This is a genomic window from Novosphingobium sp. BL-S-24 (assembly GCF_055521575.1).
Genome location: NZ_CM145488.1, coordinates 134,769 through 161,069, shown reverse-complemented (window position 1 = coordinate 161,069; position 26,301 = coordinate 134,769). Strand labels below are relative to the sequence as shown.

At 63.8% G+C, this 26,301-nt stretch carries 24 protein-coding genes; 11 read left to right on the top strand and 13 right to left on the bottom strand.

Annotated elements, in window-relative coordinates; all coding sequences use genetic code 11:
* The first annotated feature begins 29 nt into the window (after nt 1–29).
* Nucleotides 30–1,130, top strand: coding sequence for an NADH:flavin oxidoreductase/NADH oxidase (locus tag ACZ1JM_RS05980; RefSeq protein WP_465133927.1), 1,101 nt, complete (start codon nt 30–32; stop codon nt 1,128–1,130).
* Here ACZ1JM_RS05980 and ACZ1JM_RS05975 read toward each other — a convergent pair.
* The 6 genes from ACZ1JM_RS05975 to ACZ1JM_RS05950 form a co-directional block, all read right to left on the bottom strand.
* On the bottom strand, nt 1,120–2,616 hold the full coding sequence (locus ACZ1JM_RS05975; protein WP_465133926.1) for a hypothetical protein: 1,497 nt from the start codon (nt 2,614–2,616) through the stop codon (nt 1,120–1,122). The two genes, ACZ1JM_RS05980 and ACZ1JM_RS05975, sit on opposite strands and share 11 nt — an antisense overlap.
* A gap of 132 nt (nt 2,617–2,748) precedes the next feature.
* Nucleotides 2,749–3,957: a type III PLP-dependent enzyme gene (locus ACZ1JM_RS05970; RefSeq protein ID WP_465133925.1), complete on the bottom strand. Its 1,209-nt coding sequence runs from the start codon at nt 3,955–3,957 to the stop codon at nt 2,749–2,751.
* A gap of 368 nt (nt 3,958–4,325) precedes the next feature.
* Nucleotides 4,326–5,528, bottom strand: a complete 1,203-nt coding sequence (locus tag ACZ1JM_RS05965) for a carboxynorspermidine decarboxylase (protein ID WP_465133924.1) — start codon at nt 5,526–5,528, stop codon at nt 4,326–4,328.
* A gap of 27 nt (nt 5,529–5,555) precedes the next feature.
* Nucleotides 5,556–5,906, bottom strand: coding sequence for a DMT family protein (locus tag ACZ1JM_RS05960; RefSeq protein ID WP_465133923.1), 351 nt, complete (start codon nt 5,904–5,906; stop codon nt 5,556–5,558).
* Between the two features lie 6 nt (nt 5,907–5,912).
* Nucleotides 5,913–6,317, bottom strand: coding sequence for a hypothetical protein (locus tag ACZ1JM_RS05955; protein ID WP_465133922.1), 405 nt, complete (start codon nt 6,315–6,317; stop codon nt 5,913–5,915).
* The gene (locus tag ACZ1JM_RS05950) at nt 6,317–7,528 is read right to left on the bottom strand and encodes a saccharopine dehydrogenase family protein (protein WP_465133921.1); all 1,212 of its coding nucleotides are present in this window, start codon (nt 7,526–7,528) and stop codon (nt 6,317–6,319) included. The genes ACZ1JM_RS05955 and ACZ1JM_RS05950 overlap by 1 nt, the downstream gene beginning before the upstream one ends.
* Nucleotides 7,529–7,738: 210 nt before the next feature.
* On the opposite strand from ACZ1JM_RS05950, the gene ACZ1JM_RS05945 reads away from it, so the two are divergent.
* From ACZ1JM_RS05945 to ACZ1JM_RS05925, 5 genes are all read left to right on the top strand, one after another.
* Nucleotides 7,739–8,953 (top strand): BtaA family protein, encoded by a 1,215-nt coding sequence (locus ACZ1JM_RS05945; protein ID WP_465133920.1) that lies wholly within the window; start codon nt 7,739–7,741, stop codon nt 8,951–8,953.
* A gap of 4 nt (nt 8,954–8,957) precedes the next feature.
* Complete coding sequence (locus tag ACZ1JM_RS05940) at nt 8,958–9,590, top strand: class I SAM-dependent methyltransferase (protein ID WP_465133919.1); 633 nt, start codon at nt 8,958–8,960, stop codon at nt 9,588–9,590.
* Nucleotides 9,591–9,628: 38 nt separating this feature from the next.
* On the top strand, nt 9,629–10,600 hold the full coding sequence (locus ACZ1JM_RS05935) for a threonine ammonia-lyase (RefSeq protein WP_465133918.1): 972 nt from the start codon (nt 9,629–9,631) through the stop codon (nt 10,598–10,600).
* A 73-nt stretch (nt 10,601–10,673) separates the two neighbouring features.
* Entirely contained in the window at nt 10,674–10,904 is a 231-nt protein-coding gene (locus ACZ1JM_RS05930) for a hypothetical protein (protein ID WP_465133917.1), read from the top strand.
* Between the two features lie 31 nt (nt 10,905–10,935).
* On the top strand, nt 10,936–11,193 hold the full coding sequence (locus ACZ1JM_RS05925; protein ID WP_465133916.1) for a hypothetical protein: 258 nt from the start codon (nt 10,936–10,938) through the stop codon (nt 11,191–11,193).
* Nucleotides 11,194–11,203: 10 nt separating this feature from the next.
* Here the strand turns inward: ACZ1JM_RS05925 and ACZ1JM_RS05920 are convergent, their stop codons facing one another.
* From ACZ1JM_RS05920 to ACZ1JM_RS05890, 7 genes are all read right to left on the bottom strand, one after another.
* On the bottom strand, nt 11,204–12,463 hold the full coding sequence (locus ACZ1JM_RS05920; RefSeq protein WP_465133915.1) for a class I SAM-dependent RNA methyltransferase: 1,260 nt from the start codon (nt 12,461–12,463) through the stop codon (nt 11,204–11,206).
* Between the two features lie 52 nt (nt 12,464–12,515).
* Complete coding sequence (locus tag ACZ1JM_RS05915; protein ID WP_465133914.1) at nt 12,516–13,913, bottom strand: NAD(P)H-hydrate epimerase; 1,398 nt, start codon at nt 13,911–13,913, stop codon at nt 12,516–12,518.
* A complete protein-coding gene (locus ACZ1JM_RS05910) occupies nt 13,900–14,259 on the bottom strand; it encodes a hypothetical protein (protein WP_465133913.1) in 360 nt (119 codons plus the stop codon). The genes ACZ1JM_RS05915 and ACZ1JM_RS05910 overlap by 14 nt, the downstream gene beginning before the upstream one ends.
* A 53-nt stretch (nt 14,260–14,312) precedes the next feature.
* A complete protein-coding gene (gene ilvD / locus ACZ1JM_RS05905) occupies nt 14,313–16,169 on the bottom strand; it encodes a dihydroxy-acid dehydratase (protein WP_465133912.1) in 1,857 nt (618 codons plus the stop codon).
* A 79-nt stretch (nt 16,170–16,248) separates the two neighbouring features.
* Nucleotides 16,249–17,001, bottom strand: coding sequence for an N-formylglutamate amidohydrolase (locus ACZ1JM_RS05900; protein WP_465133911.1), 753 nt, complete (start codon nt 16,999–17,001; stop codon nt 16,249–16,251).
* Nucleotides 17,002–17,031: 30 nt separating this feature from the next.
* Nucleotides 17,032–17,841, bottom strand: coding sequence for a 4-(cytidine 5'-diphospho)-2-C-methyl-D-erythritol kinase (locus ACZ1JM_RS05895; protein ID WP_465133910.1), 810 nt, complete (start codon nt 17,839–17,841; stop codon nt 17,032–17,034).
* A gap of 95 nt (nt 17,842–17,936) precedes the next feature.
* Complete coding sequence (locus tag ACZ1JM_RS05890) at nt 17,937–19,583, bottom strand: electron transfer flavoprotein-ubiquinone oxidoreductase (RefSeq protein ID WP_465133909.1); 1,647 nt, start codon at nt 19,581–19,583, stop codon at nt 17,937–17,939.
* A 90-nt stretch (nt 19,584–19,673) separates the two neighbouring features.
* Here ACZ1JM_RS05890 and ACZ1JM_RS05885 point away from each other — a divergent pair, with 90 nt between their 5' ends.
* The 5 genes from ACZ1JM_RS05885 to malQ all read left to right on the top strand — a co-directional run bounded on the left by ACZ1JM_RS05885 (nt 19,674) and on the right by malQ (nt 26,259).
* Nucleotides 19,674–20,492 carry a uracil-DNA glycosylase family protein gene (locus ACZ1JM_RS05885; RefSeq protein ID WP_465133908.1) on the top strand — a complete coding sequence of 273 codons (819 nt, stop codon included), beginning with the start codon at nt 19,674–19,676 and terminating at the stop codon, nt 20,490–20,492.
* 43 nt (nt 20,493–20,535) lie between these two features.
* Complete coding sequence (locus ACZ1JM_RS05880; RefSeq protein WP_465133907.1) at nt 20,536–22,308, top strand: lytic transglycosylase domain-containing protein; 1,773 nt, start codon at nt 20,536–20,538, stop codon at nt 22,306–22,308.
* Nucleotides 22,298–22,825, top strand: coding sequence for a molybdenum cofactor biosynthesis protein B (moaB, locus tag ACZ1JM_RS05875; RefSeq protein ID WP_465133906.1), 528 nt, complete (start codon nt 22,298–22,300; stop codon nt 22,823–22,825). Before ACZ1JM_RS05880 ends, moaB begins: the two co-directional genes overlap by 11 nt.
* Before the next feature lie 140 nt (nt 22,826–22,965).
* Nucleotides 22,966–24,228: a glycosyltransferase family 87 protein gene (locus tag ACZ1JM_RS05870; RefSeq protein WP_465133905.1), complete on the top strand. Its 1,263-nt coding sequence runs from the start codon at nt 22,966–22,968 to the stop codon at nt 24,226–24,228.
* A gap of 30 nt (nt 24,229–24,258) precedes the next feature.
* The gene (gene malQ, locus ACZ1JM_RS05865) at nt 24,259–26,259 is read left to right on the top strand and encodes a 4-alpha-glucanotransferase (protein WP_465133904.1); all 2,001 of its coding nucleotides are present in this window, start codon (nt 24,259–24,261) and stop codon (nt 26,257–26,259) included.
* The last annotated feature ends 42 nt before the right edge of the window (nt 26,260–26,301 follow it).

Here is a 26,301-nt window from a genome sequence, read left to right as displayed (position 1 = left end):
GCCATACCGCATTCGATTAAGGAACATTGATGGCCAGGCTTTTCGAACCGATCACTCTGGGTGATCTCACCCTCGCCAACCGCATCGTCATCGCACCGATGTGCCAGTATTCGGCCGAGGACGGCCGCATGACCGACTGGCATGCAATGCACCTTGGCAACCTTGCACAATCCGGTGCCTCGCTGCTGACGATCGAGGCCAGCGCGGTGACGCCGGAAGGGCGCATCTCCTACGCTGACGTCGGCCTGTGGGATGACAGCACCGAAGCTGCCATGGCCGATGTTCTGAAAAGCGTGCGTCGATGGTCGGATATGCCCATCGCAATCCAGCTGGCTCATGCGGGGCGCAAGGCCAGCACCGCCAAGCCTTGGGATGGCGGCGCGCAGATTGCTCCCGACGCCCCCAACGGCTGGCAGACGCTCTCCGCTTCGGACCTGCCGTTCGAAGCCACCGAAAACCCGCCGCTGGCTTTGGACACGGATGGATTGGCGCGCATCCGCGATGCGTTCGCCGAGGCCGCCCGCCGCTCCGATCGGCTTGGCATCGACGCCGTGCAGATCCATGCGGCGCACGGCTATCTGCTGCACCAGTTCCTCTCTCCGCTGTCTAACCACCGGACTGACGAATACGGCGGATCGCTCGAAAACCGCATGCGCTTTCCGCTGGAGGTGTTCGATGCGGTTCGCGCTGCTTTCCCAACCCACAAACCGGTTTCGGTTCGCCTGTCCGGTACCGATTGGGCCGAAGGCGGATGGGACATCGAGCAGACGGTGGCATTCTCTAAGGCGCTGGAAGCCCGTGGCGCGGCTGCCATCCACGTGTCGTCCGGCGGGCTTTCCGTGGACCAGAAGATCCCGGTCGGCCCAAACTATCAGGTACCCCTCGCCCGTCAGGTCAAGGAGGCCGTGTCGATCCCGGTCATCGCTGTCGGCCTGATTACGGAGCCGGAACAGGCAGAGGCGATCATCGCCACTGGAGACGCGGACATGATCGCGATCGCGCGCACGGTGCTGTATGATCCGCGCTGGCCCTGGCATGCGGCTGCGGCACTTGGCGCTCAGGTGAAGGCCGCGCCGCAGTTCCTGCGCAGCCAGCCAAGGCAGTACAAGGACCTGTTCGTCAGCGCCTGAGCAGTAGAACGTCGCCGCCTGCCCGTCTTGCGACCGTGAAGCCCGGCAGCGGCGGCAACCGATCGGCAGGCACGCCAGATATCCAGACAACGTCAAACCCGTCCGACCGCATCGCGGCGACCTTGCGCTGCAATAGCGTGAGGTCAGGCTGGTCTTGCGGACAGAGCCGGGGGACGTCCTGCGTGCCCCCGCTCCATCGCGATGCCAGCATTCCCTCGCGGATTGTCATGAGCTTCGCGTTATCGACCATGAACAGCGTATTGGCGTAAGCGTCGCGACGCACCACGGCATAGCTGCCAAGTTTTTCGTCCGGTTGCAGGCGCCAAGGAAATCCGCAAGCCGGCGCGGCCCAGAGGTAGCCGAGCGTCGCTCCGTGCGGAACACTATCGAGCATAGTCAGCCGCTCGGCCAGAACGCGCCCATGGCTGACCCAGTCTCGCGCGACCGTGCCAACTCGGATCAGGAACAGCGCCAAGCCGACAAATATCAGCGCCCGCTCCCGCTCGGCTCGCGTCGGGGGGCTGATGGAAAGGACCAGCACCATCAGAGCGATCGGAGCCGTCCGCAAGTCCGTGCCCCATGCATTCAGGATGGTAGTGGGCGCGGCGATCGCGGCGAAGGTCAATAGCAGTCCGCTGATCAGCAGCCGCCGCTCAAGCCGTCGGCCGCCGGCCCACAACAGCGCCACGCCGCTGGCAACAATGACTGCCGCCAGAAGTGCAAGGTCTACCGACTTGTCAGTCCCGCGCAGCACGCTGGCGAACACGACGACCTTGGTGTTCAGGAAATCGACGTATGAGAACGCAGCGCCGGGACCACTCGCGCTCGATCGCCACAGCAGTAGAGGCACGGCGGGGGCCAGCAATACCACGTTGCGGCGGATAGCTCCGCCCAAATCGCGCCAATGGCTCAACGCCCCCAACTCGTTGCCTGCCGCCAAGATAAGAAGAATGACCCAGCTGGCCATGTGCGCCGTCCAGACCGTGAGCGCGAAAAACGCCAGCAGCATTTGCTGCCACCAGGCCTCCCGCCGACGGGCATAGATCCAAGCGGCGGTCAGGATCGCCAGCGCCGTCCCCATGCAGTAGTTGAGGAATCCCCACATCCATGCCTGATGCATGGCGAACGGCAGAGCAATAAAAGCGCTGGCACTGACGCGGCCATGTGTGGCGCTTGACAGCGTGAACATCCCGGCCACCATCAGCGGCGCAAGCAGCGCAACGATCGCCAGCGTCGCCCGCTCGCTTCCCAACAGAGGCGTCAGCAGGACCGAGGGCAGATCGACACCCAGGTTGGCGATCCATTGCCAATCCACCGCAAACCGCTGCGCGAGCGCTGGGACATGCCCGATGTTGGCCAGGACATGGTGACGCGCCATGTGAGAAGGCAAATCGACGAAACCCGGCACCGGGGCCAACAGAACGGGCGCAAACGCCAGCACGGCCATGCAGATCATGAGCAATCGCAGGCGTGCAGGCGCAATCATCGACAAACCCTCTTCACCATTCCCGTCAGCTTCATGCGTTTAAGCGTCGATGCGTTAAGATCGTCTGCCTTCTTACGAAAAACCCCCGGAACCGAAGCTCCGGGGGCCATTCGAACAAGTGATACAGATCGATCAGCGCAGGCTGACGACATTGTCCGATACGCGCGGATCCTTGCGGCCCTGATAGAGGCTGGCCATCGGCTCATCCTCTACCGTGACGACCTCGCCACCGCCGAAACCGTTGAAGGCGGTCCGCATGGCGGCACCATATGCGCCCAGCATGCCGACTTCGATCCAGTCACCCGCTTTGATATCGGTGGGAAGCAGGAACGGCCCTTCCATGAAATCGGCATCGTCGCAGGTCGGACCGTAGAACGAGAACTCCTGCAGATCGCTCGACCGTTCACCTTCGCGGGCGATCGCCTTGACGGGGAACCTCCACGCGACATGGGCGGCATCATACAAGGCACCGTAAGCACCATCGTTGATGTACAGCTCATTCCCGCGGCGCTTCTCGACCTTGACGATCAGCGAATTGTACTCCGCCGACAGCGCACGGCCGGGTTCGCACCACAGCTCGGCGTTGTAAGCAATCGGCAGGGCTTCGAAGTGGCGATGGATGATCGCGAAATAATCTTCGAGCGGCGGTGGCTCCATTCCCGGATAGGACGACGGAAACCCGCCTCCGACGTCGATCATGTCGATGACGACGCCCGCATCAGCGATGGCGGCACGGGCGCGTTCCAATGCCTGCACATAGGCAAATGGCGTCATAGCCTGCGAACCGACGTGGAAGCAGACGCCCAGCCAATCCGCCACCTGACGGGTCGCCTGCAGCAGCTCGCCGGCATCAGCCAGGTCGATTCCGAACTTCGACGCGAGGCTCAGCTCGGAATATTCGGACGACACGCGCAGGCGTACGCACAGCCGCAAGTCGCGGGCACGGTTTCCATGGCCATCGGTCGTCGCAGCGACGATCTTCTCGACTTCCTCGATCGTGTCGAGGCTGAAGGTCCGCACGCCGTGCTCGAAATAAGCCTCGCGAATGGCGCTCGCGGTTTTCACAGGATGCATGAAGCACAGGACCGCATCCGCAAGCGTCGCGCGCACCATCCGGACTTCCGCGATGGAAGCGACGTCGTAGTGCGTGATCCCGTTGTCCCACAGAATCTGGATCAGATCGGGCGACGGATTCGCCTTAACGGCATAGAGCGACTTGCCCGGAAACTTCGTCGCGAAGAATCGCGCAGCCCGAGCCGCCGCATGCGGACGGTTGAGGATAACGGGTTCGTCGGGCGCGAAGGCGCGCGCTACAGCCGGTGCGTCGAGGTGAATGTGCAACTCAAGGGACCCCCAAACGGTGTGTTAGCGACAAGAGCTGCCTTGCGGTTTGGAAGTCCCCATGGGGCAGCGAGGGGCGGGATATAGGGTCCGCGACATGAATCGCAAGTGAAAACAGGACCCCTTCACAAAAACGTCACATAGGGTGCAGGGCAGGATGATGGAGAGGTGCACGCATACAATTTTGCCGTTTCAGATCAGCAACTTGCATTGTTGTTGTCCTTGCGGATGTGACGCGGACGGCGGGTGTCGTCCATTGTCGTTTCACATCTGCCAACTCCACGAATGAGCACAAGGCTCCAATCGAATCGAAATTCCGGGATTGACCGGGCGTTTCCTACGCTCAGCGGCGCGCCCGGCGTCTAAATTTAGCTCAGGCGCCCCCGGAAATCTTCGTAGGAAAACTGTCGCACGCACTCGAGCCCATCCGTTTCGGAGTCCCATAACCATATCGACGGCAGCGGCACCCCGTTGAATGTCGTGGTCTTCACCATCGAATAATGCGCCTGATCGAGGAACGCGAAACGAAGGCCGGGTTCTACGGCTTCCGGAAAACGATAATCGCCGATCACGTCGCCTGCGAGACAAGATGGCCCGCCGAGCCGAACTGCACCGCCCTGCCCTTCCTCGACCAGATCGTCGTCATCGACCGGCAGTTCGCCAAGCATCGCCGGTCGATAGGGCGCTTCGATCACATCGGGCATATGGCACGTCGCCGAGATGTCCACCACCGCGACCGGCATGCCGTTCCAACCGACGTCGAGCACCGTGCCGACTAGAATGCCAGCGTCCAGCGCCACCGCCTCGCCCGGTTCGATGTATATCTGCGCGCCGGTATCCTCCGCCATATCGCTAAGGAATTCAACCAGTTCATCGCGCTGGTAATCGGCGCGAGTAATGTGATGCCCGCCGCCAAGATTGATCCATTTAAGGTTGTCGAAATACGGTTCGAGATAGTCGAAAACCTTATCCCACGTGCGGTGGAGCGGCTCGAAATCCTGTTCGCACAAGTTGTGGAAGTGGATACCGTCGATCAGGCCGACATGCTCCTCCGTCAACTGGTCGATCGGGAAGCCGAGCCGGGAATGGGGCGCGGAAGGATCGTATTTCGGCACTTCGCCTTCCGGGTGAAGCGGATTGATGCGGAGCCCGATGTCGAACGTCTCGCCCCGCGCCCGCGCCATTTCGACAAATGGCCAGAACCGTTCGATCTGGGCGGGTGAGTTGAAGATAACATGGTCGGAGAGGCGCAGGATCTCGTCCATGTCCTCCTCCTTGTAAGCGGCGCAGTAGGTCGCGATTTCCCCATCGTAGAACTCCGAGGCCAGTCGCGCTTCCCAAAGGCCCGAGGTGCACACACCGTCGAGGTATTCGCCGACGATAGGCGCGGTAGACCACATCGAAAACGCCTTGAGCGCAGAAAGCACCTTGGCGCCGGACCGCTCGCCGATGTCGGCAAGGACGCGCAGGTTCTCGCGCAGCTTCGCGGCGTCCACCACGAACGAAGGGCTATCTACCCGCGAAAGGTCGAACTTGGCGAAAGCGCCTGGATCGCCGGCTCTGGTTTCCATTCTATGCGTCCCGAAACGGCCCCGGGATCAACCCAGCGGACCTTTGAAGATAAACCATGCCCCTGCCCCGACGAGGCTGAAACCGACCAACTCGTTCACGCCCGGCTTCTGCCCGAAAAGGACCCACGCCACGGCGACGAAGCCCATCAGCGAAAAGGCTTCCTGCATGACCTTGAGCTGGCCCAAAGAGTAGACCTGCGCGCCGATCCGGTTGGCCGGCACCGCCAGGCAGTATTCGAAGAAAGCGATGCCCCAGCTCATGGCGATGGCGACCCAAAGCGCTTTCCCCGGCACTTTCAGGTGCAGGTACCATGCCGTGTTCATGAACAGGTTGGACCCGGCCAACAGCGCGACAGGGGCAGCAAAGGACCAGTTCATCGTCGTTCAATCCACGCAGATGGCATAGGCGGACTTTCCGTTCCTGATTTCAGAATAGCATCCGAACAGGCGGTCATCGGCTTGGCATTGGCCAGATACCTTACCATCGGGTGAGCTTGATCCGGCACTGCCCACGCATTTGCCCTGACACTGCGAAGTGTCCGTGCAGGTCTTGTTCGCATCGGCGAAGGGATGGACGCACATCTCCATCCCGATCATGCCGCGCCGCTGGACCGTGCCACCGTTGGCTGTGCAGGCTTGTTTGTCCGCAGCGCTCATGTCTCGCGCGTAAGGCTGCCCTTGCGTGGCCGGATACGCATTAGGTGCTGGCGGAGCGCTGGCTGGAGCGCATGCGCTCAGCATCAGCGCCCCCAGCACGACCACGGCCCGATGGCGCAGGGCATGCGCCATCAGAACGCGAGAGGTCCGTCCAGTTCTTCCACGGTCCACGGCAGACCATGCTTGTTCAGCATGTCCATGAAGGGATCGGGATCGAACTGCTCCATGTTGAACACGCCCTCGCCCGACCATGCACCGGTCAGCACCATCGCCGCGCCGATCATCGCCGGAACGCCGGTGGTGTAGCTTACTGCCTGGTTGCCGGTTTCAGCATAGGCGTTCTCATGATCGCATATGTTCTTGATGTAAAACGTCTTTTCGCCAGAACCATCGAGCGCTTCACCAGTCGCGATATCGCCGATGTTGGTCTTGCCCTTGGTCGTCGGGCCAAGCGAGGCAGGCTCTGGCAGGACAGCCTTGAGGAACTGGAGCGGCACGATCTCGACGCCGTTGTACGTCACCGGATCGATGCGCGTCATGCCCACGTTCTGAAGCACAGTGAGGTGCTGGATATAAGCGTCGCCGAACGTCATCCAGAAGCGAGCACGCTCCATTTCGGGGATGAACCTGGCAAGGCTTTCCAACTCCTCGTGGTACATCATGTACATGTTCTTGGGGCCGACGGCTTCGAAGTCGAATTCGATTTTCCTGCCCATCGCCGGGGTTTCCACGAACTGCCCATTCTCCCAGTGGCGTGCGGGAGCGGTCACTTCGCGGATGTTGATTTCCGGGTTGAAGTTGGTGGCGAATGCCTGACCATGATCCCCGCCGTTGCAGTCCAGAATGTCGAGCGTACGGATGGTCTTGAGCTTGTGCTTCTTGAGCCACATGGCGAAAACGCTGGTTACGCCCGGATCGAAACCGGACCCCAGCAGCGCCATCAGGCCAGCCTGCTTGAACTTGTCCTGATAGGCCCATTGCCAGTGATACTCGAACTTGGCGACGTCCTTCGGCTCGTAGTTCGCGGTATCCATGTAATGCGTGCCCGTCGCCAGACAGGCGTCCATGATCGCGAGATCCTGGTATGGCAGCGCGAGGTTGACGACCAGCTTGGGCTGGATCTGGCGAATGAGGGCGGAGGTCGCCTCCACATCGTCGGCATCGATCGCGTAGGTGGCGATGGTGACGCCGGTGCGCTGCTTGACCGAATCCGCAATCGCCTCGCACTTCGACACCGTGCGGCTGGCGAGATGAATGTCACTGAAGATGTCGGGATTCATCGCCATCTTGTGGACCGCGACCGATCCGACGCCGCCCGCGCCGATCACCAGAACCTTGCTCACCAACCTGTCTCCTTCGGGAGGGCATCAAAAGAAAGACGCGCATATAGGGCCGCTGTGTGACAACTCAACTGCCGAGCATCCGTTGCGGCAGAAACGTCCCTCATCGCGACCCTGCCATATCTGGCCTGTCATAAACTGCCATCGCCGCGTCATCACCCGGTCACCTGAGCAGACCATCTGCGCCTCAACTCCTACGAAGGAACCCGGCGCATGAGCACTTCCCGTTCCCGCCTTATCGAAGGCGCTGTCGTTCGCGAAGAAACGTCCCGCAAGGCGCGCCTGCTGGACAAGGCTTTCGCGCTTGCTTTCAAGGGGCTGGTCTACGCGCAGATCTGGGAAGACCCGGTGGCGGACATGACCGCGCTGAATATCACGCCCGACAGCCGCATCATCACGATCGCCAGCGGTGGGTGCAATGCGCTGTCATACCTGACCGCCGATCCCGCGCACATCACGGTCGTCGATCTGAACACGGCGCACATCGCGCTCAACCGCTTGAAGCACGCGGCCGTGCGTCATTTGGAATACGCAGACCTGCGGCGCTTCGTGGCCGAGGCCGACCGGCCGGAGAACCTGGCCCTCTATCGCGATGTGCTGGCCCCGCATCTAGACGATACGACGCGCCGGTACTGGGAGGGCCGCGACCTCGTCGGGCGTCGACGGATCGGGGCGTTCGCGCGCGGTGTCTATCGCCACGGGTTGCTCGGCGGGTTCATCGGTGCCGCCCATGTCATCGCCCGCCTGCATCGGGTGGACCCGGCGGAAATACTCAACGCGCGCACGCTGGAAGAACAGCGCCGCGTATTCGAGGAGCGCCTTGCCCCGGTGTTCGAGCGGCCTCTGGTGCGGTGGCTGACCAAGCATCCGGCGTCTCTGTTCGGCCTCGGGATTCCGCCCGCGCAGTACGACGCCCTCGCTGGAGGGCAAACCATGGCGGAGGTCCTTCGTGCCCGCTTGGAAAAGCTGGCATGCGACTTTCCGGTCAACGACAACTACTTTGCGTGGCAGGCCTTTTCGCGCGGATACGGCAAGGGGGTAGAAGCGCCGCTGCCGCCTTACCTGCAAGAGGCCAACCTGCCGAAAGTACGCTCCGCGCTCGATCGGCTCGACGTGCGGCACGCCAACTTCACGCACGTCCTTGCTGAAAGCGAGCCTGCAAGTTTCGATCGCTACGTCCTGCTCGACGCGCAGGACTGGATGACCGACGCGCAGCTAAATGACCTGTGGGAAGAAATCACACGCACGGCGCGGCCCGGCTCGCGCGTCCTGTTCCGCACCGCGGCGGCGCCCACCCTTCTGCCGGGACGGGTGGCGCAGACGACCCTCGATCGCTGGATCTATCGCGAGGCGGAATCGCACGAGGCGAACCTGGCGGATCGTTCGTCGATCTACGGCGGCGTCCATCTTTACGTGTTGAAGGACTGATCGCATGGCAACGATGTCCCACGCAGCCCTGATGAACCGGGTCTATCGCTGGCAGCGGCCGATCTACGACCTGACGCGCAAGTATTATCTGTTCGGTCGCGATCGTCTGATCGGGGAACTCGGCGCGCGCCGGGGTATGACCGTGCTGGAGATCGGCTGCGGCACGGGGCGGAACCTGCAGCTGATCGCCCGGCACTGGCGCGGAGTACGCATCCACGGCCTCGACATATCCAGCGAAATGCTGCGCACCGCCCGAAAGCGCCTGGGCCATTCCGGCACGCTGGCGCTGGGCGATGCCACTTGCTTCAATCCCGCAAAAACGCTGGGTCCTGAGGAGTTCGACCGTGTGGTCCTTTCCTATACCCTCTCGATGGTGCCGGACTGTGAGGCGGCGCTGGCACAAGCCGCGAAGGTGCTCTCGCCGGGCGGATCGCTGCACGTGGTCGATTTCGGGGATGGCGCAGGCCTTCCCTCGCCCTTGCGCCGAGCGCTTTGGGCGTGGCTTGCCCTGTTCCATGTGACCCCGCGCCTGGACCTGGGCAACGCCGCGGCCCATGTCGCGCGCGAACAGGGGTTGATGCTGGAACACCGGCGCGGGCTGCTGGGATACTACCAGATCGTCCGCCTTACACGCTGAGCTTGCCTTTTCCCGCACCCGGCGGCTAACCCCGGGGCATGACGACCATGCGTGAACCCACCGCCGAAGGCGTCGCCATCGCCGCGCGCAAAGTGGCGCAGATCCTGCCGCCGACGCCGCTTCTGCCGCTGGATGTCGATGGACGCACGATCTGGTGCAAGGCCGAGAGCCTGCAGCCCGTCGGCGCGTTCAAGATACGCGGCGCGTGGCACCGGCTGACAGACCTTGGCGAGGAAGAACGCAAGGTCGGCGTCGTGGGCGTCTCCAGCGGTAACCATGCGCAAGGAGTGGCCTGGGCCGCCCGAAAGCTGGGCATCCCCGCAACGATCGTGATGCCCATCGATGCCCCGGCGGTGAAACTGGCCAACACGCGTGCGCTGGGGGCCGACGTTGTCCTGTACGACCGGCCCGGCGGCGAAGATCGCGACGATGTGGCGCAGCGCCTGTGCACCGAACGCGGCGCTACGCTTGTCCATGCCTTTGCCGATCCGTGGGTCATCGAGGGCCAGGGCAGCACCGGACTTGAGATAGACGCGCAGATGACGGCGCAGGCCGGCGGCCCGGCAAACCTTATCGTCGCGCCCTGCGGCGGCGGCGGCCTGACGGCGGGCCTTGCCCTCGCCTGCCCCGACGCGCGGATCGTCCCGGTCGAGCCGGAAGGTTGGGATGATGTTTGCGCAAGTCTCGAAGCGGGACGTATCGTGCCTGTCTCCTCGGCCGCGCCTGCCACTGCGTGCGATGCGCTTCAGACGCCCTCCACCTGGCCCATCAACTTCGCCGTGCTGCAAGCCCGCTGCCCGTTTGGCCTTGCCGTCACGCCGGCAGAAGTTCGCGAAGCCCAGCGACTGGCCTTTTCCCGGCTGCGGCTGGTGATCGAGCCGGGCGGTGCGGCAGCACTCGCGGCGGTGATTGCGGGCAAGGTGGACTTGGCAGACCGCACTGTCGTCGTCCTATCGGGCGGCAACACGGACGCTGATGCCTTTGCGAAAGTGCTCTCCCGCGCCGACTGATCGCCATCTTGTCTGACGCTGCAATTTCAAGCATCATTTCTTCAGGACTATCAAAAGAGTCGGGAGAGGAACCGTGGAAAAGACACGAGCGGTTCGCCAGTCGAAATTGTGCAAAATCGCGTTTCTAGCGATGGAGGCGTTGTTCATCGTGATAACATGCGCTGCCTTGCTGGACGTCCTGCTGGAGGAGAACTGGGGGCTCGGCTGGACGACCGTCTTTGTGGGCTTCATCGCCAGCGCGTGGGGCGCGGTGGCCTATCCGGTGTGCGGCAGTTGCTGTGGGTGGGACAAGGCTGACGCCTGACAACTCGACGGCCGTCTGCTAGGGCGATGGCATGGATTTCGACGACCAGCTCCGCCGCTATTTCGGCACCCCCGACCTGTCCACGATCGCCCCGACCACGCTGGAGACAGGCGTCGATCGGATGCGCGTCGACTTCGGCATGGAAAAGGACAAGGGCCGCCGCTTCGCCCTATGGACGCTCATGTACATGTTCGGCGCCGCGCCCGACCTCGACGTCGCGTTCGATAACGAAGCTGACCGCAACACCGCGCGCGACTTCATGGACATGATGGACAAGGCTGGCGGCTGAGCGCGCTCCGTCAATCGCGCACGAAATAGCTGGCGAGTTCCACATGAGTTGACCAGCGGAACTGGCCGACCGGACGCAGATCGACCAGCCGGAACCCGGCTTCCACCAGACGCGCTGCATCACGTGACCAGCTCGACGGGTTGCAACTGATATAGACCACCCGCGCCACGGTTGATGCTGCGATGCAGTCCACCTGTTCGCGGGCACCCGCCCGTGGCGGATCGAGCACCACGGCGGCGAACTTGTTCAGTTCGTCCGGCTGCAGGGGATTGCGAAACAGGTCCCGGTGCGCGCAGAAAATCGGCACCTGAGCGCGGTCCGCCCCGGCCTTGCACGCCGCCGAGATGTCGCGGGCAGCCTCTGCGGCGTATACCTTGGTTTCCGGCCCGGCCAGAGCGAAGGCGAACGTGCCCAAGCCGGAGAACAGATCCGCCACGGTCGGGGCACCCGCCAACCATTCGCGCGCGGCGGCAACAAGAGCGTCTTCGCCGTCCTTCGTCGCCTGCACGAACGCACCGGGCGGAAACGGCACGCGGTCGCCGCCCAGCGTGATGGTAACCGGCACCGGCTCCCAAACCGTTTCGAAGCCATAGCCTCCGTCCATCGTCAGGCGGGCAAGGCCGTGCTCCTGAGCGAACGTCAGCATCGCCTCGGTCGCGGCTAGGCCCTCAGCGGTCAGGCCCTTGACGCCAAGGTCAACGCCCTGATCCACCAGCGTCATCTCGATGTCGGCAGCCATGCGCGGCGTCGCGTGCTTGGCAGACTTGCCGGGGCGACCGCCCTTTTTGGCAGGCGCCGCCTTGCCCATCGTGATCAGCAGCTTGCGCAGCGGGCCGAGCAGCGCCACGAATTCGGGGACGAGTACATGGCACTCGCTCAGTTCGACGATGCGGTGGGACTTCGCCTCGCGATACCCGATCACCACGCGCCCGCCTGAACTTTCCGCCCGGAGCGAGGCGCGGCGGCGGCTGTACGGCGGAGAAAGGTGCGGTTCGCCCAGATGCTCCGCGCCCAGATCCTGCGCGGCGGAGGCATTGGCGACCCGGCTCTCCACGAATCCCGTCAGCGTCTCGTCATCAAGCTGCTGCAGCTGGCATCCGCCGCATTGCCCGAAATGCGGGCACGGCGGCTCGACGTGATGCGGCCCCCATTCCAGCGTATCGTCGATGCGCAGCTTGTCGCCGGGCGCCGCGCCCCATGCGAAACGGCCGGACGCGGTGACGCCGTCGCCCTTGGAAGCGATGCGCAGGATTTCCTCGGATTCGTTCATGCCGCGCGCCTAGCAGGGTCATGGGCGATCGTACATGCTCGGCAGGAGGCCGCTAAAGGCAGCGGGCCAGTGCGGCAGGCACCTGTCCGGCAAGTTGTCCGGCAGTGAATGCCGGCGGGCAGAGCCGCGCTGCCTCCCCATGCAACCAGACGCCTTCGCACGCAGCGGCGAAGGCTTCGGCTCCTGTGGCGAGACGGCTGGCGATCACCCCTGCCAGAACATCGCCCGTCCCGGCTGTGGAGAGCCATGACGAGGCGCGGCGCGCACACGCCAGTCTGCCATCGGGCGCGGCGACGACCGTGTCCGGCCCTTTGGCGACGATCACCATGCCGCTTGCCTTCGCCAGCTCAAGCGCACGGCGAGTGCGTGGGCCCTGCCCATCAAGGCAGAACGCCGTTTCCAAAGCGGCCAGTTCCCCCTCGTGCGGCGTTGCGATCAGCGGTGCCTGCCTAGTTGCTAGGTGATGCGGTGTCAGCAGCATCAGTGCATCGGCATCGACCACCGCCAGGGCATCTTGGGCCAAAACGATCGCCATTCGTTCGCCCGCCTCACCATCGCGGCCCAGACCAGGGCCGACCAGCACCGCACTGTTGCGCCGATCGGGGAGCACCTGGGCCAACGGTCCGGTATCGACTACAAGTTCGGCATGCGCGGCATTGGTGGAGGCGGCGAACAGCTTCACGTAGCCAGCCCCCGCCCCCTGCGCCGCGCGTGATGCCAGAATCGCCGCACCGGACATCGTGCCGCCAACGACGGCGAGCAAGCCGCGCCGGTACTTATGGGCATCCGCCGCTGGCGGGGTGATCACCGGTTGAACGATCTGCGTGGCCGCGCCTTCGACACGCTCGACACCGATGTCGACGAGGACCTGCCGGCCCATTCGCGCGCTTGAAGGCATCAGGAAATGCGCAAATTTCCAGGCGCCCAAAGCAATAGTAAGGTCGGCTGCCGGAAGGCCCCGGGTCAGATACTCGCCCGTGTCGGCATCGAGACCGCTCGGAAGGTCGATCGATACCACGCGGTCATGTCCCGCCGCCAGATTGATCAGCAGCGCCGCGTGATCCTCCTTTAGCGGTCGGCTCAATCCGCTGCCGAACAGGCAATCCACGAGCACCGCCCCCTGCGGCGCGGCATCTGCTTCGAGCACCTCGCCACCGAATAATCGACGGGCATTGCCGCACGCGTCGGTGGTGGGTTCGCTGACCGCGATCACCGCCACGTCTCCACCCCGTTCGCGGATGGCCTGTGCGATGACATACCCGTCGCCGCCATTGTTGCCCGGGCCGCACACCACTGTAACACGGCTTCGCCCGGCCATGCGCCATATCCAGTCCGCCGCGCCGCGACCGGCAATCTGCATCAGCGCATCGACGCTCGCCCCTTTGGCGATCAGCCGATCCTCCGCCGCACGCATCTGCGCGACCGAAAGGATCTGGTCAGTTGCCGACATCACGTTTCTCCGACGCCGGAAAGCGATAGCGATCCGCCCCAACAGCCACGTCCAACTGGCCATCGGTCAATCTCGTCACGGCCTGCTCCGCGCCGTCGCGCGTCACCAGGCCGCTGCCGTCCCGCGTCACATCGAAACGACGAAACCCGCCGTCGGGGTGGCGAACGATCAGCGACAGGCCGCCGCCGGTAACGATGCGATCGACAGCGCAGACTGGCTTCAGCGCCGCTGCACCGTTGATCGCACAGGCGATGTGTTCCCTGCCCTCCGCTATCGGCGGCGGCTCACTGCTTGATGAACAGCCCGCCAGCGCAAGACTGAGCGCACAAGGAATCCTGATCGACATACCTTGTGGTACAGCCGCGCTTAACCACTGGAAAGCGCGGAAGACCTGTGGCCTTACTTGCGCTTGAGCTGCGTAACGTCGCGCACCGCACCGCGCGCGGCGCTGGTGGTCATGGCGGCGTAGGCCTGCAGGGCGGCGGAAATCTTGCGCGGACGCGGATGCACCGGCGACCAGGCATCGTCGCCGCGTGCTTCCTGCTGCGAACGGCGATGAGCCAGCACTTCGTCCGACACCATCAGGTTGATGGTGCGACCGGGAATATCGATCTCGATGGTATCGCCATTTTCGACCAGGCCGATCTCGCCCCCTTCGGCAGCTTCCGGAGAGGCGTGGCCGATCGACAGGCCGGATGTGCCGCCCGAGAAACGCCCGTCGGTCAACAGCGCGCAGGCTTTGCCCAGACCCTTCGATTTCAGGTAGCTGGTGGGGTAGAGCATTTCCTGCATCCCGGGCCCGCCGCGCGGCCCTTCATAGCGGATAACGACGACATCGCCTGCACCGACCTGGCCGCCAAGGATACCTGCCACGGCCGCGTCCTGACTTTCGTAGACCCGTGCGGTGCCGGTGAACTTGAGGATGGAATCGTCCACGCCCGCCGTCTTCACGATGCACCCGTCGCGCGCGATGTTGCCATAGAGCACGGCCAAGCCGCCGTCCTGGCTGAAGGCATGTTCCTTGCTGCGGATCACGCCATTCTCGCGGTCCAGGTCAAGCTCTTCCCAACGGCGGGACTGGCTGAACGCCGTCTGCGTCGGCACGCCGCCGGGCGCCGCCTTGTAGAACTCCTGAACGGAAGGCTCACTGGTTCGGCTGATATCCCAGCGATCGAGCGCTTCGCCAAGGGTCTTGGTATGAACCGTCGGCAGGTCCGTATGCAGCAGACCGGCACGGTCAAGCTGGCCCAGGATCGCCATGATGCCGCCGGCCCGGTGGACGTCCTCCATGTGCACGTCGTCCTTGGCCGGCGCGACTTTAGACAGGCAGGGCACCTGACGGCTCAGGCGGTCGATGTCCGACATCGTGAAATCCACCCCCGCTTCCACGGCGGCAGCCAGCAAGTGCAGCACGGTATTGGTCGACCCGCCCATCGCGATGTCGAGGCTCATGGCATTCTCGAACGCCTTGAAGCTGGCAACCGAGCGCGGCAGTACGCTTTCGTCTTCCTGTTCGTAATACTTCTGGCATAAATCGACGACGACGCGCCCTGCTTCCAGGAAAAGCCGCTCGCGATCCGCGTGCGTCGCCAGCGTCGATCCATTGCCCGGAAGCGAGAGGCCCAATGCCTCCGTCAGACAGTTCATCGAATTGGCGGTGAACATGCCCGAACACGAACCGCATGTCGGACAGGCCGATCGCTCGATCGCGGTCACTTCCTCGTCGGTGTAGCTTTCATCCGCTGCGGCGACCATGGCGTCGACCAGATCGAGCGCCTTTTCCTTGCCCTTGATAACGACCTTGCCGGCTTCCATCGGGCCGCCTGATACGAACACAGCAGGGATGTTGAGGCGCATCGCGGCCATCAGCATGCCGGGGGTGATCTTGTCGCAATTGGAGATGCAGACCATGGCATCGGCGCAGTGGGCGTTGACCATGTATTCCACGCTGTCGGCGATCAGGTCGCGGCTGGGCAGCGAATAGAGCATGCCGTCGTGGCCCATGGCGATCCCGTCATCGACAGCGATGGTGTTGAATTCCTTGGCGACGCCGCCCGCCGCCTCGATCTCGCGCGCGACGAGCTGCCCGAGATCTTTCAGATGGACGTGGCCGGGCACGAACTGCGTGAAGGAGTTCACGACCGCGATGATCGGCTTGCCGAAATCGCCGTCCTTCATGCCCGTCGCCCGCCAAAGGCCACGAGCGCCGGCCATGTTGCGGCCATGGGTCGAGGTGCGCGAGCGATAGACGGGCATTACTTCATACTCCGGGTGCGACGGTAGAAAGCGGCCCTACAGCGCAATAGGTTTCAATTCAACGGCCGTTTTCGAAATTTTATTGCTTGGCTTGGGCGGGCAAGTCCTGGGAGCCCAACTGCGCCAAGACTGCAGAACACAAGGCAGACATGCACGCCGCCCACCGTTCTTCGCCTACACGATCACTGATGAGGTCCTGCCGTATTTCCACGCTGAGGTAGGGAATCCCATTGGGTTCGGCATGCCGGTTCATCGATGCGTTGAGAAGCTTTCCGGAATAGGGCTCTTGGTCACCGACGACGAGGCCCTGTTCGCGCAACCAGGGAATTGCGATGCGGGCGACGCGTTCGTCGTCATTGTACAGCACGCCGACCTGCCATGGCCGAGGCGCGCTGCTGGTCGACAGTGCGGGCGTGAAGCTGTGCAGCGACAGGATCAGCGCCGGGCGCGTGTTACGCAACAGATCGGAAAGCCCCGAATGATACGGCTCGAAAAAGCGCTTCACCCGCGCATCGCGCTGCTCCGGGCTGAGGACGTTGCCGGGAATCGCGTGGCCGTCGCTCACTTCCGGCATCATCCCGGGGACATCGGATTGGCGATTGTAATCGCACACCAGGCGGCTGACGTTACCAAGCCACGCAGCCGTACCGGGCGCAACCATGCGTTCCGCTATTCCGGCGACGCCGATGTCGATGGCGATGTGCAGATTCAGTAAGGCGGGGTCGATGCCAAGGTCGATCCCTTCGGGCACCCGGTTGGAAGCATGGTCCGCGACGATCAGGACGCCGCCCGCCTGCGGAGTGCCCAGCAGCCGATGATACTCCGTTTCCAAACCTAACCTCCCACGATACCGCCAGGCACCTTAGCGCAAGTGTCCCGACATTTGCCACCAGTCACCATGCAGGCGACCAATGGTTTCCGCAGCTTCGTCACGCTCGGCAGCGGTCTCGTAAAGAGCAAAGCACGTCGCACCTGAACCGGACATGCGCGCCACCAATGGCGAGCCGTTGTGCAACGCGGCCAGCACATCGCCGATCACCGGGCAGATCGAAATCGCCGGTGCTTCCAGATCGTTGCGTCCCGCAAGCGCGATGGAGCGGACGGTCCCTTCCGGCATCGCACCCCGGTCGATACCATCCCACGCCTTGAATACCGGGCCGGTGGGTAGCGGCACGCGCGGGTTGACCAGAAGCACGGCCATGCCAACGAGATCGTTGTCGATGGATACGAGCTCGGTGCCGGTGCCTTTCCCCACGCACGTCGTGGACAGCACGCAGGCTGGAACGTCCGCGCCCAGCTTGGCGGCCCGTTCGCGCCAGTCGTCCGGCAGATCGTGTGCTCGCTGAACCATGCGGAATATCGCGCCCGCGTCCGCCGAACCACCGCCGAGGCCTGCCGCGACGGGCAGGCGTTTTTCCAGTTCGATGGCCCAGCCCTGGCCATGCGGCAGCGCGCCCAGCGCCTTGGCGACGATGTTGTCGAACGGGTTGTCGAGGCTGCCCGCGAATTCGCCGTGCGTCGTCAGCCGATCGGCTTCTGCGGGAGCGGCAGCGAGGCGGTCGCCGTCGTCGACGAACGCGAACAGGGTTTCAAGCTCGTGATATCCATCCTCGCGGCGTCTGCGGACATGCAGCGCGAGGTTGATCTTGGCGTAGGCGGTTTCGGTCAGCATCGCCGACCCATGCCGCCGCGTACTCTCCGAAGCAAGATGCTCGCCTCAGCGTGAAAAGCGATTGGGGGGAAACGCATCGCTTCCCCCCATCATCATCACATATTCGGGTAGTTGGGCCCGCCGCCGCCTTCCGGCGTGACCCACTCGATGTTCTGCGTCGGGTCCTTGATGTCACAGGTCTTGCAGTGGACGCAGTTCTGAGCGTTGATCTGCAGCTTCGGACCCGCGCCGGCATCGACGAATTCGTAGACGCCCGCCGGGCAATACCGCGCTTCTGGCCCGGCGTAGATCGGCAGGTTGATCTCCGTCGGGATCGTCGGGTCCTTCAGCTTGAGATGGACCGGCTGGTCTTCCTCGTGATTGGTGAAGGAATACGATACACTGGTCAGGCGATCGAAGCTGATGACGCCATCCGGCTTGGGGTAGACGATCGGGCGATAGAGGTCCGCGCGCTGCGTTTCGCTGGCATCGGTGTGATGCTTCATCGGCTTGGCCAGACCGAAACCGAACAGCGTGCGCAGCCACATGTCAGCGCCAGCGAAGACGGTACCCAGCTCGGTGCCCCACTTGGCGACCATCGGCTCGGCATTCTGGACCAGCTTCAGTTCCTTGGCGATCCAGCTGGAACGCACCGCATCGTCGTATTCCTGCAGCGTGTCATGCTCGCGCCCGGCCTTCACCGCTGCCGCGATCGCTTCAGCGGCGAGCATCCCGCTCTTCATCGCGGTATGCGTGCCCTTGATCCGCGGCACGTTCACGAAGCCGGCGGAGCAGCCCGCCAGCACGCCACCGGGGAACGCCAGTTGCGGCACCGACTGCCAACCGCCTTCGTTGATCACGCGCGCGCCGTAGGCCACGCGCTTGCCGCCTTCCAGGATCGCGCGAATTTCCGGGTGCTGCTTCCAGCGCTGGAATTCCTCGAACGGATAGACGTAGGGATTCTTGTAATCGAGCGCGGTAACGAAACCGAGAGCGACCTGGTTGTTGGCCTGATGGTACAGGAAGCCACCGCCCCAGCTTTCGCTTTCGCTCATCGGCCAGCCCTGCGTATGGATCACCCGGCCGGGTACGTGCTTGTCCGCCGGGATGTCCCACAGTTCCTTGATCCCAAGGCCATAGATCTGCGGCTGGCAGTTGGCCTCCAGATCGAACTTTGCCTTAAGCCGCTTGGTCAGATGGCCGCGGGCGCCTTCGCAGAACACGGTGTACTTGCCGAGCAGGTTCATGCCCGGCTGATAGTCACCCTTTTCATTGCCTTCGCGGTCGACACCCATGTCGCCGGTCTGCACGCCCAGCACAGCGCCATTATCGTCGTAGAGAATTTCGGCAGCCGGGAAGCCGGGGAAAATCTCGATCTCCAGCGCTTCGGCCTGTTCGGCCAGCCAACGGCACAAGTTGCCGAGCGATCCGGTGTAGTTGCCGTCGTTCGACATGAAACGCGGCTGGATCAGGTGAGGCAGCGGCACTTTGCCCTTTTTCGTCAGGTGCCAGTGCCAGTTGTCCGTCACCGGCGTTTCGGCCAGCGGGCAGCCATCGTCGCGCCAGGTCGGCAGCAGCTCGTCCAGCGCCTTGGGATCGATCGTCGCACCCGACAGGATGTGAGCGCCGATTTCAGAGCCCTTCTCCAGCACGCAGACCTGGATTTCGGGGTCCACCTGTTTGAGTCGGATAGCCGTTGCCAGTCCGGCTGGTCCGCCGCCAACGACGACGACGTCATAAGGCATCTCTTCGCGTTCAATCATGGAAGCCCCGTCCAAGTTTGTTTTTGCCCGTCGCCTTTATGGCGTTTCGCCGATTTATGGCTTAGTCGAGCGATTAAATCATCATGAGCCTTGATTGCTCTCGCGCGGCAGGTCAAGACCCGCGCGATGGATCATCGGTCAAATCCTGAATTTCTGGCAGATATCACAGCAGTGCTGGACTGGTGGCGCGAGGCCGGGGTCGATCTCGATTTCGTCGACGAACCGGTTTCATGGCTGGCACCACCCGAAAGCGAAAGCGAAAAAGGTCCGAAAGCGGACCGTCGCACGTCCGGTCCACCTGTTGCGCAGGGCGAAGCAGCGCCCGTCCTTTCGCCGTTCGACAGGTCAGGCCTGCCCAACGACATCGCGGCGTTTCATGAGTGGTGGCTGACTGCGCCGATGCCGGGGATCGGGGACACCGCCGGTCGCATCGCGCCGCAGGGTCCGCCCGATGCCGAGATGATGATCGTGGTGGAGGAGCCGGAAGACGGCGACACCCAAACGCTGCTCTCAGGCACCCATGGCAAGCTGCTCGAAGCCATACTCACGGCTTTCGGAACGTCGCGGGATCAGGTCTACCTGACCGCCGCGCTACCCCGCCATACGCCGGGCGTGAATTGGAGCGCGCTGAAGCAAAACGGATTCGGCAATGTTATCAATCATCACGTCTGGATGGTGTCGCCGAAGCGGATGATAGTGCTTGGTGGAAACATCCTACCGCTATTGGGCCACGAATTACCGCAACGCCCTGCCGTTTTACGAAGTTTAAACCATGACAGGCGATCGATACCCATGCTTGCATGCTGGGGACTGCCCGCACTGCTTAATCAGCCTCGCGCGAAACCGGTCCTTTGGCAAGCCTGGCTGGATTGGACGAAGACCGAAGAAGGTCACGATCATCCGGGCTGAACATGGTGTTGCACAGGAATTCGGGGAAGAACGTTTGAAACGCATGACAAGAGCCGGAAAATGGGCAAGCCTCACGCTCGCTCTGTGTATTTCGGCCACTCCGGCTTTTGCCAACAGCGCGGCGGTCGATTACTTCAGAACCCGCGCGGATCGCACTGCCGTCCCGTCGCTGCTGAGCCAGGACGATCGGGTTTATTACAAGCAGGTTTTCGACGCGATCGAGGCGAAGGACTGGACGAACGTCAAGCTGCTGCTGTCGCAGCGCCCCGATGGACCGCTTCATCAGCAGGCTCGCGCTGAATTCTACCTTGCCGCCGGTTCTCCCAAGATCGAACTGGCCGAATTGCAGACCTGGCTGGCACAGGGCGCCGAACTGCCCGGTGCGGACCAGATCAGCCGACTGGCGCTGAAGCGCGGCGCGGATACCGTGCCCTCGCTGCCCAGCGAACAGTCCTTCGCGCGCTTGCCCACGATGTCAAAGCGCGTGCGGCCATCCTCGATAGAGGACGGAACGATGCCTGCGGTGATCGCCAGCGGCATCAACGACCGCATCAAGAACGACGATCCCGTCGGCGCTCGCGTGCTGCTGGACGGTATCAATGCCAGCCTGAGCCCCTCCTCTCAGGCGGAGTGGCGACAGAAGGTGGCGTGGAGCTTCTACATCGAGAACCAGGACGCCAACGCCTACCAGATGGCCCAGCTTGCCGCGCTCGGCAATGGTCCGTGGGTTGGCGAGGCGTGGTGGACCGCTGGCCTTGCCGCATGGCGTCTGGGGGACTGCGACGGCGCCGCCGATGCGTTCGACAAGACGGCCAAGGCATCCGAAAATGCTGAACTGACCAGCGCGGCGCACTATTGGAAAAGCCGCTCGCTGGTGCGCTGCCGCAAGCCGGAGCAGGCCTCTGCCGCGCTGCGCCTCGCGGCTGCTCGCGATGAAACGCTCTATGGCATGCTGGCGGCGGAGCAGCTTGGCTTGAAGCTGCCGCAGCAGCACGCGGCGGCTGACTTCACCCAGGCCGACTGGCAGCAACTTCGCGACAATCCCAATGTGCGCGCGGCGGTTGAACTCGCCGAAATCGGCAAGGATAGCCTGGCGGATGAAGTGCTGCGGCATCAGGCCCGCATCGGCAGCGCTTCGCAATATGCCCCCCTCACCCGACTGGCGCGCGATCTGGGGCTTCCCGGCACCCAGCTGTGGATGGCCTACAACGCGCCGTACGGTGGCAAGCCGGAGCCGGCCACGCGCTTCCCGACGCCGAAGTGGACGCCGGTGGGCGGGTGGAAAGTGGACCCGGCGCTGGTCTATGCCCATGCCCTGCAGGAATCGGTGTTCCGCGCCAGCGTGGTCAGCCCGGCCGGTGCTCGCGGCCTGATGCAGATCATGCCCGCCGCCGCGCAGGATCACGCATCCTCGCTGGGCGTATCCGGCAACGCGAACGATCTCAACAAGCCTGAGGTCAATCTCGCGTTTGGTCAGCGTCACTTGCAGATGTTGCAGAACAGTTCCGCCACGCAGGGCCTGCTGCCCAAGGTGATGGCGGCCTACAACGCCGGGCTGCTGCCGGTCGGCCGCTGGAATTCCGAGGTGAATTGCCAGGGCGATCCGCTGCTGTGGATCGAATCACTGCCGTACTGGGAAACGCGCGGATACGTGAACATCGTCATGCGCAACTACTGGATGTACGAACGGCAGGCGGGCGGCGCGTCCGAGAGCCGGATGGAACTGGCGCAAGGGCAATGGCCCACGTTCCCGGGCCTTGCCGGATCGCAAGGTGTGCGCATGGCTGCCAACGGAGCCATCCTGCGTGGCCGTTGACGAGAGCCGGACGTTCAAGCCCATCAACATCGCCGTCCTCACCGTTTCCGATACGCGCACGGCGGAGAACGATACGTCCGGCGATATTCTCGCACAGCGAGTTACGGACGCCGGGCATAGTCTGGTGCGTCGCACGATCGAACGCGACGATGCCGACCGGATCGCCGAACTGTTCAACGAATGGATCGACGATCCCGAGGTCGACGCCATTGTCTCAACCGGCGGCACCGGGCTGACCGGGCGGGACGTCACCCCCGAAGCGCTCGGCAAGCTGGGCGCGCGGGAGATCCCCGGCTTTGGTGAGCTGTTCCGGTGGCTCTCCTACAAGACCATCGGCACGTCCACGGTGCAAAGCCGGGCCATGGCCGTCGTGGCGCGCGGAACGTACATCTTTGCCTTGCCGGGATCGAACGGCGCGGTGAAAGATGGCTGGGACGGTATCCTGGCCGAGCAGCTGGACAGCCGCAATCGGCCCTGCAACTTCGTGGAACTCATGCCGCGCCTTCTGGAAAAGTAACGCGCCGCCCTGTGTCCAGGCCTGTGGATAGATCGGGCAAAAGCGGTGGACGAAACCTTCCGCCCATCTTCACGCCAACGTAACTACCCCGCACTAAGCGTTTGCCCGACACGGCAGCAGGGTAAACGGGGCAAGCGGACATGATCAAAGCACGATCTTTCGGCGGCGTATTGGCGCTCGGCCTGTCGTTGCTCAGCCTGCTGCTGATCGCGCACCATGTGCTGGAGTTCGTCGCAGTCCTCCGTGAAGGCGTGGGCAAGGCCGCGCTGACTCTCGATTTCCGCACCTATATGTGTGGGGCCGCCAACCTCGTTACGCCGTACGACATCTGCCACAACGGCGAATACGTCAGCGGGTTCGTCTACCCGCCGCCATCGCTGATCTATTTCCACCTGCTTTCGCGCCTGTCGATCGATGCGGCGTTTCTCATTCACTCCGCCCTGTGCTGCGCCGTTCTGGCCATGGCGTCATGGATGGCCCTGCGCCTGATCGACGCACCCCGCGCGGCAAAGACCGCCGCCCTGATGGGAGCGCTGGCGATCGCCCCGATCGGCACGTCTTTGGCGGCAGGACAAGTCAACATCCTGCTGATGGGCGCTGCGGTGGCGGGCGTGTGGTATGCGGCCACCGGCAAGCCCGCGCGGGCCGGTCTGGCAATTGCGCTCGGCTTCTGGCTCAAGATTTATCCCGGCATCGTGCCCGCGCTGTTCCTCACCCGCCGCAAATGGAAAAGCGCCGCCGCCACCGTCATCGCCAGCGCTGTCATCGCGCTGGTGGCCCTGCTGTGGGCCGCTCCCGGTCTCTACTTTCAGTATTTCCTCGACCTGCTCCCCCATGCGCAGGGGTACACCATGCCCGGCGTCGCCCAATCGCTGGCAGGCATGGCGACGCACGTTCAGGCCGGCGGCGGACAGCCGATCCTTCATTTCGTACCGATCCCACCTGCGATCCAACTGGCATCCAAAGTCGTGCTGGCGCTCGGCATTCTGGCCGCGATGGTTCACCAGTGGGCCACTCGGGAAACGCGGCCGCTGGACAGCCTGAACCTCCTCCTTTGCGCTTCGCTGGTGGCCGCTCCCAACGCCTGGGGCTATCACTACGCGCTGATCTTTCCGGTCATCGTCGCGGCCCTGGCGCAGACCCTGCGAACGCCGCACTGGCTCCGCACTCCGGTTGTCCTGGCCTGCTGGCTGGCCCTGGTGATCCCTGCGTGGACCGATCCGCCACAGGCGCTGGGGCAAATTCCCTTGTTCAACGTGCCGTTCCGGGGGCGCTACGGCCTCGTCGCTATGGCGCTGGCATGGCTGATCGTGTGGGATGCGCGGGCGGCATTTCGATCCATGGCCGCTCGGAACGATCAGGCCCGCAGTTCGCTCAACGATGCAGCCCTTCCGACCAACTGATCCCCCTGCCCACGGAGCAATTCTCCACCGATGACGCCCCAGCCCGAGTTCCCGCTTCATCATCTGGCAGACGCCATCGGCCTGATGCGCATCTGGTGGAATGCCCAGGGTGACGAGCAGATCGTCGGCGACGCGTCGCTGGCCTCCATCGCAACCGCTCTGGGTTACCCCGCCGACACCGACGCGCAGATCGCTCGGAGCCTGGAAACCGTTGCGCTCGAACGAGCAAGGCCTCCGGTGATGATCGTCGCGGATGCGGGCGCGCCGATCGTACTGCCTCCTGCGCTGGCCACGGCATCGATTCTCGCGCCGGACGGCCCGGCGCAGGCCTTGCCCGGCTGGACATTGCCGCCCGTCGAAGTGCCGGGATACTACCAGCTGACGATCAATGGTCACGCCGTCACGCTGGCCGTCGCACCGCGAAAATGGCCCGCCAACCCCGGCCTTGCCCACGGTCGCATCTGGGGACCGGCTGTCCAGATCCCGGCCTTGCGAGCCAAGCGACCAGCGGCATTCGGGACGTTCGCCGAACTCGCCGACGCCGTGGAATGTTTCGCCAAGCGCGGGGCGGATGCTCTGGCGATCAACCCGGTACACGCCCTGTTTGCGGGCCATGGGAAGGACTTCAGCCCTTATTCGCCGTCCAGCAGGCTCTACCTGAACAGCGCGATGGGCGCCCCGGAACTGGTGGACCTGCCTCCCCTGACGGCGGTAGAGGAGGACGGCGATACCGGGCTGATCGATTGGGAAGGCGCGTTGCCACGCCGAATGGCGCAACTACGCTCGCTGTTCGACACGCTGGATACGCCGACCAAGTCACGCATCAAGCGCGATAACGAACCGTACGGTGAGGGCCTTTGCCGCCAGGCATTGTTCGATGCTCTGGACGTTCACTTTCGCGCTCAGGGCCACGACGGTTGGCAATCCTGGCCTGTAGCGTATCACAACCCCGATGGGCCAGCCGTCGCTGCTTTCGCCCGCGATCACGCGCAGGACGTGTCGTTTCATCTCTTTACTCAATGGCTGGCGCGCGAAAGCCTGGCGAAAGTGCAGCAGCGGGCGCGAGATGCCGGCATGGCGGTCGGTCTGGTCGCAGACCTTGCCGTCGGCGTGCATACCGGGGGCGCCGATGCGTGGTCGATGGGGGATACTCTCCTGCAGCGACTGACCATCGGTGCGCCGCCCGACCCGCTGGGACCGCTCGGGCAGAACTGGATGCTCACCGGCTTTTCACCCCAAGGGCTGGCCCGCAGCGGCTACGCGCCATGGATCGCCACCATTCGCGCCGCCCTGAAAACGTCGGGAGCGCTGCGGATCGACCACGCTTTCGGGCTGGCCCGGCTGTGGGTGGTGCCGGAAGGCCAGCCATCCAGCGCGGGCGCTTATCTGCGCTATCCGTTCGACGATCTCATCCGACTGCTGGCACTGGAGGCGCATCTGGCGAACGCGCTGATCGTGGCTGAAGACCTTGGCACGATGCCCGGCGGATTTGGCCCCGCGATCACTGAGAGAGGGATGCTGGGGATGCGGGTCCTGTGGTTCGAACGATCGGCAGACGATGGGTTCGTCGGCGCGCAGGATTATGACGTCCATGCCGTCGCGATGACCGGCACACACGATACGCCCACCGTTGCCGGATGGTGGAGCGGGCGCGATCTTGACTGGGCAGAGGCACTGGACCGGCTTCCCGAAGGCACCACGCGGGCGCAAGCCGAAGACCAGCGAGCGTGGGAGCGCGGGCGGCTCTGGGCTACGCTGACACATGATCAGGCAGCGCGGCCAGCACCTGACGATCCGGCCCCGGTCGTCGAGGCGGCATTGCGGCACATCGGCCGAACCCCGTGCGATCTGGCGATCGCTCCGCTCGAGGATCTGCTGGCGCTCCGTGAGCAACCCAACTTGCCGGGCACGATCACGGAGCATCCCAACTGGCGGCGGAGGCTGGACGCCGCCTTGGAGGACCTGCTGGAGCAGCCCGCCACCGCCGCTCGCCTGCACGCGCTCAACGCGGCGCGCAAGGGAGCAGAGTAGGGCCGCGACCGGATTTTCCTACATCGACGGTGTCTGCTATGA

Bases quoted from the DNA above. Each gene is read 5' to 3' on its own strand.
- ACZ1JM_RS05980 (WP_465133927.1), top strand. From the start codon at position 30: ATGGCCAGGCTTTTCGAACCGATCACTCTGGGTGATCTCACCCTCGCC.
- ACZ1JM_RS05975 (WP_465133926.1), bottom strand. From the start codon at position 2,616: ATGATTGCGCCTGCACGCCTGCGATTGCTCATGATCTGCATGGCCGTG.
- ACZ1JM_RS05965 (WP_465133924.1), bottom strand. From the start codon at position 5,528: ATGGAAACCAGAGCCGGCGATCCAGGCGCTTTCGCCAAGTTCGACCTT.
- ACZ1JM_RS05960 (WP_465133923.1), bottom strand. From the start codon at position 5,906: ATGAACTGGTCCTTTGCTGCCCCTGTCGCGCTGTTGGCCGGGTCCAAC.
- ACZ1JM_RS05955 (WP_465133922.1), bottom strand. From the start codon at position 6,317: ATGGCGCATGCCCTGCGCCATCGGGCCGTGGTCGTGCTGGGGGCGCTG.
- ACZ1JM_RS05945 (WP_465133920.1), top strand. From the start codon at position 7,739: ATGAGCACTTCCCGTTCCCGCCTTATCGAAGGCGCTGTCGTTCGCGAA.
- ACZ1JM_RS05940 (WP_465133919.1), top strand. From the start codon at position 8,958: ATGGCAACGATGTCCCACGCAGCCCTGATGAACCGGGTCTATCGCTGG.
- ACZ1JM_RS05935 (WP_465133918.1), top strand. From the start codon at position 9,629: ATGACGACCATGCGTGAACCCACCGCCGAAGGCGTCGCCATCGCCGCG.
- ACZ1JM_RS05925 (WP_465133916.1), top strand. From the start codon at position 10,936: ATGGATTTCGACGACCAGCTCCGCCGCTATTTCGGCACCCCCGACCTG.
- ACZ1JM_RS05920 (WP_465133915.1), bottom strand. From the start codon at position 12,463: ATGAACGAATCCGAGGAAATCCTGCGCATCGCTTCCAAGGGCGACGGC.
- ACZ1JM_RS05915 (WP_465133914.1), bottom strand. From the start codon at position 13,913: ATGTCGGCAACTGACCAGATCCTTTCGGTCGCGCAGATGCGTGCGGCG.
- ACZ1JM_RS05910 (WP_465133913.1), bottom strand. From the start codon at position 14,259: ATGTCGATCAGGATTCCTTGTGCGCTCAGTCTTGCGCTGGCGGGCTGT.
- ilvD (WP_465133912.1), bottom strand. From the start codon at position 16,169: ATGCCCGTCTATCGCTCGCGCACCTCGACCCATGGCCGCAACATGGCC.
- ACZ1JM_RS05895 (WP_465133910.1), bottom strand. From the start codon at position 17,841: ATGCTGACCGAAACCGCCTACGCCAAGATCAACCTCGCGCTGCATGTC.
- ACZ1JM_RS05890 (WP_465133909.1), bottom strand. From the start codon at position 19,583: ATGATTGAACGCGAAGAGATGCCTTATGACGTCGTCGTCGTTGGCGGC.
- ACZ1JM_RS05880 (WP_465133907.1), top strand. From the start codon at position 20,536: ATGACAAGAGCCGGAAAATGGGCAAGCCTCACGCTCGCTCTGTGTATT.
- ACZ1JM_RS05870 (WP_465133905.1), top strand. From the start codon at position 22,966: ATGATCAAAGCACGATCTTTCGGCGGCGTATTGGCGCTCGGCCTGTCG.
- malQ (WP_465133904.1), top strand. From the start codon at position 24,259: ATGACGCCCCAGCCCGAGTTCCCGCTTCATCATCTGGCAGACGCCATC.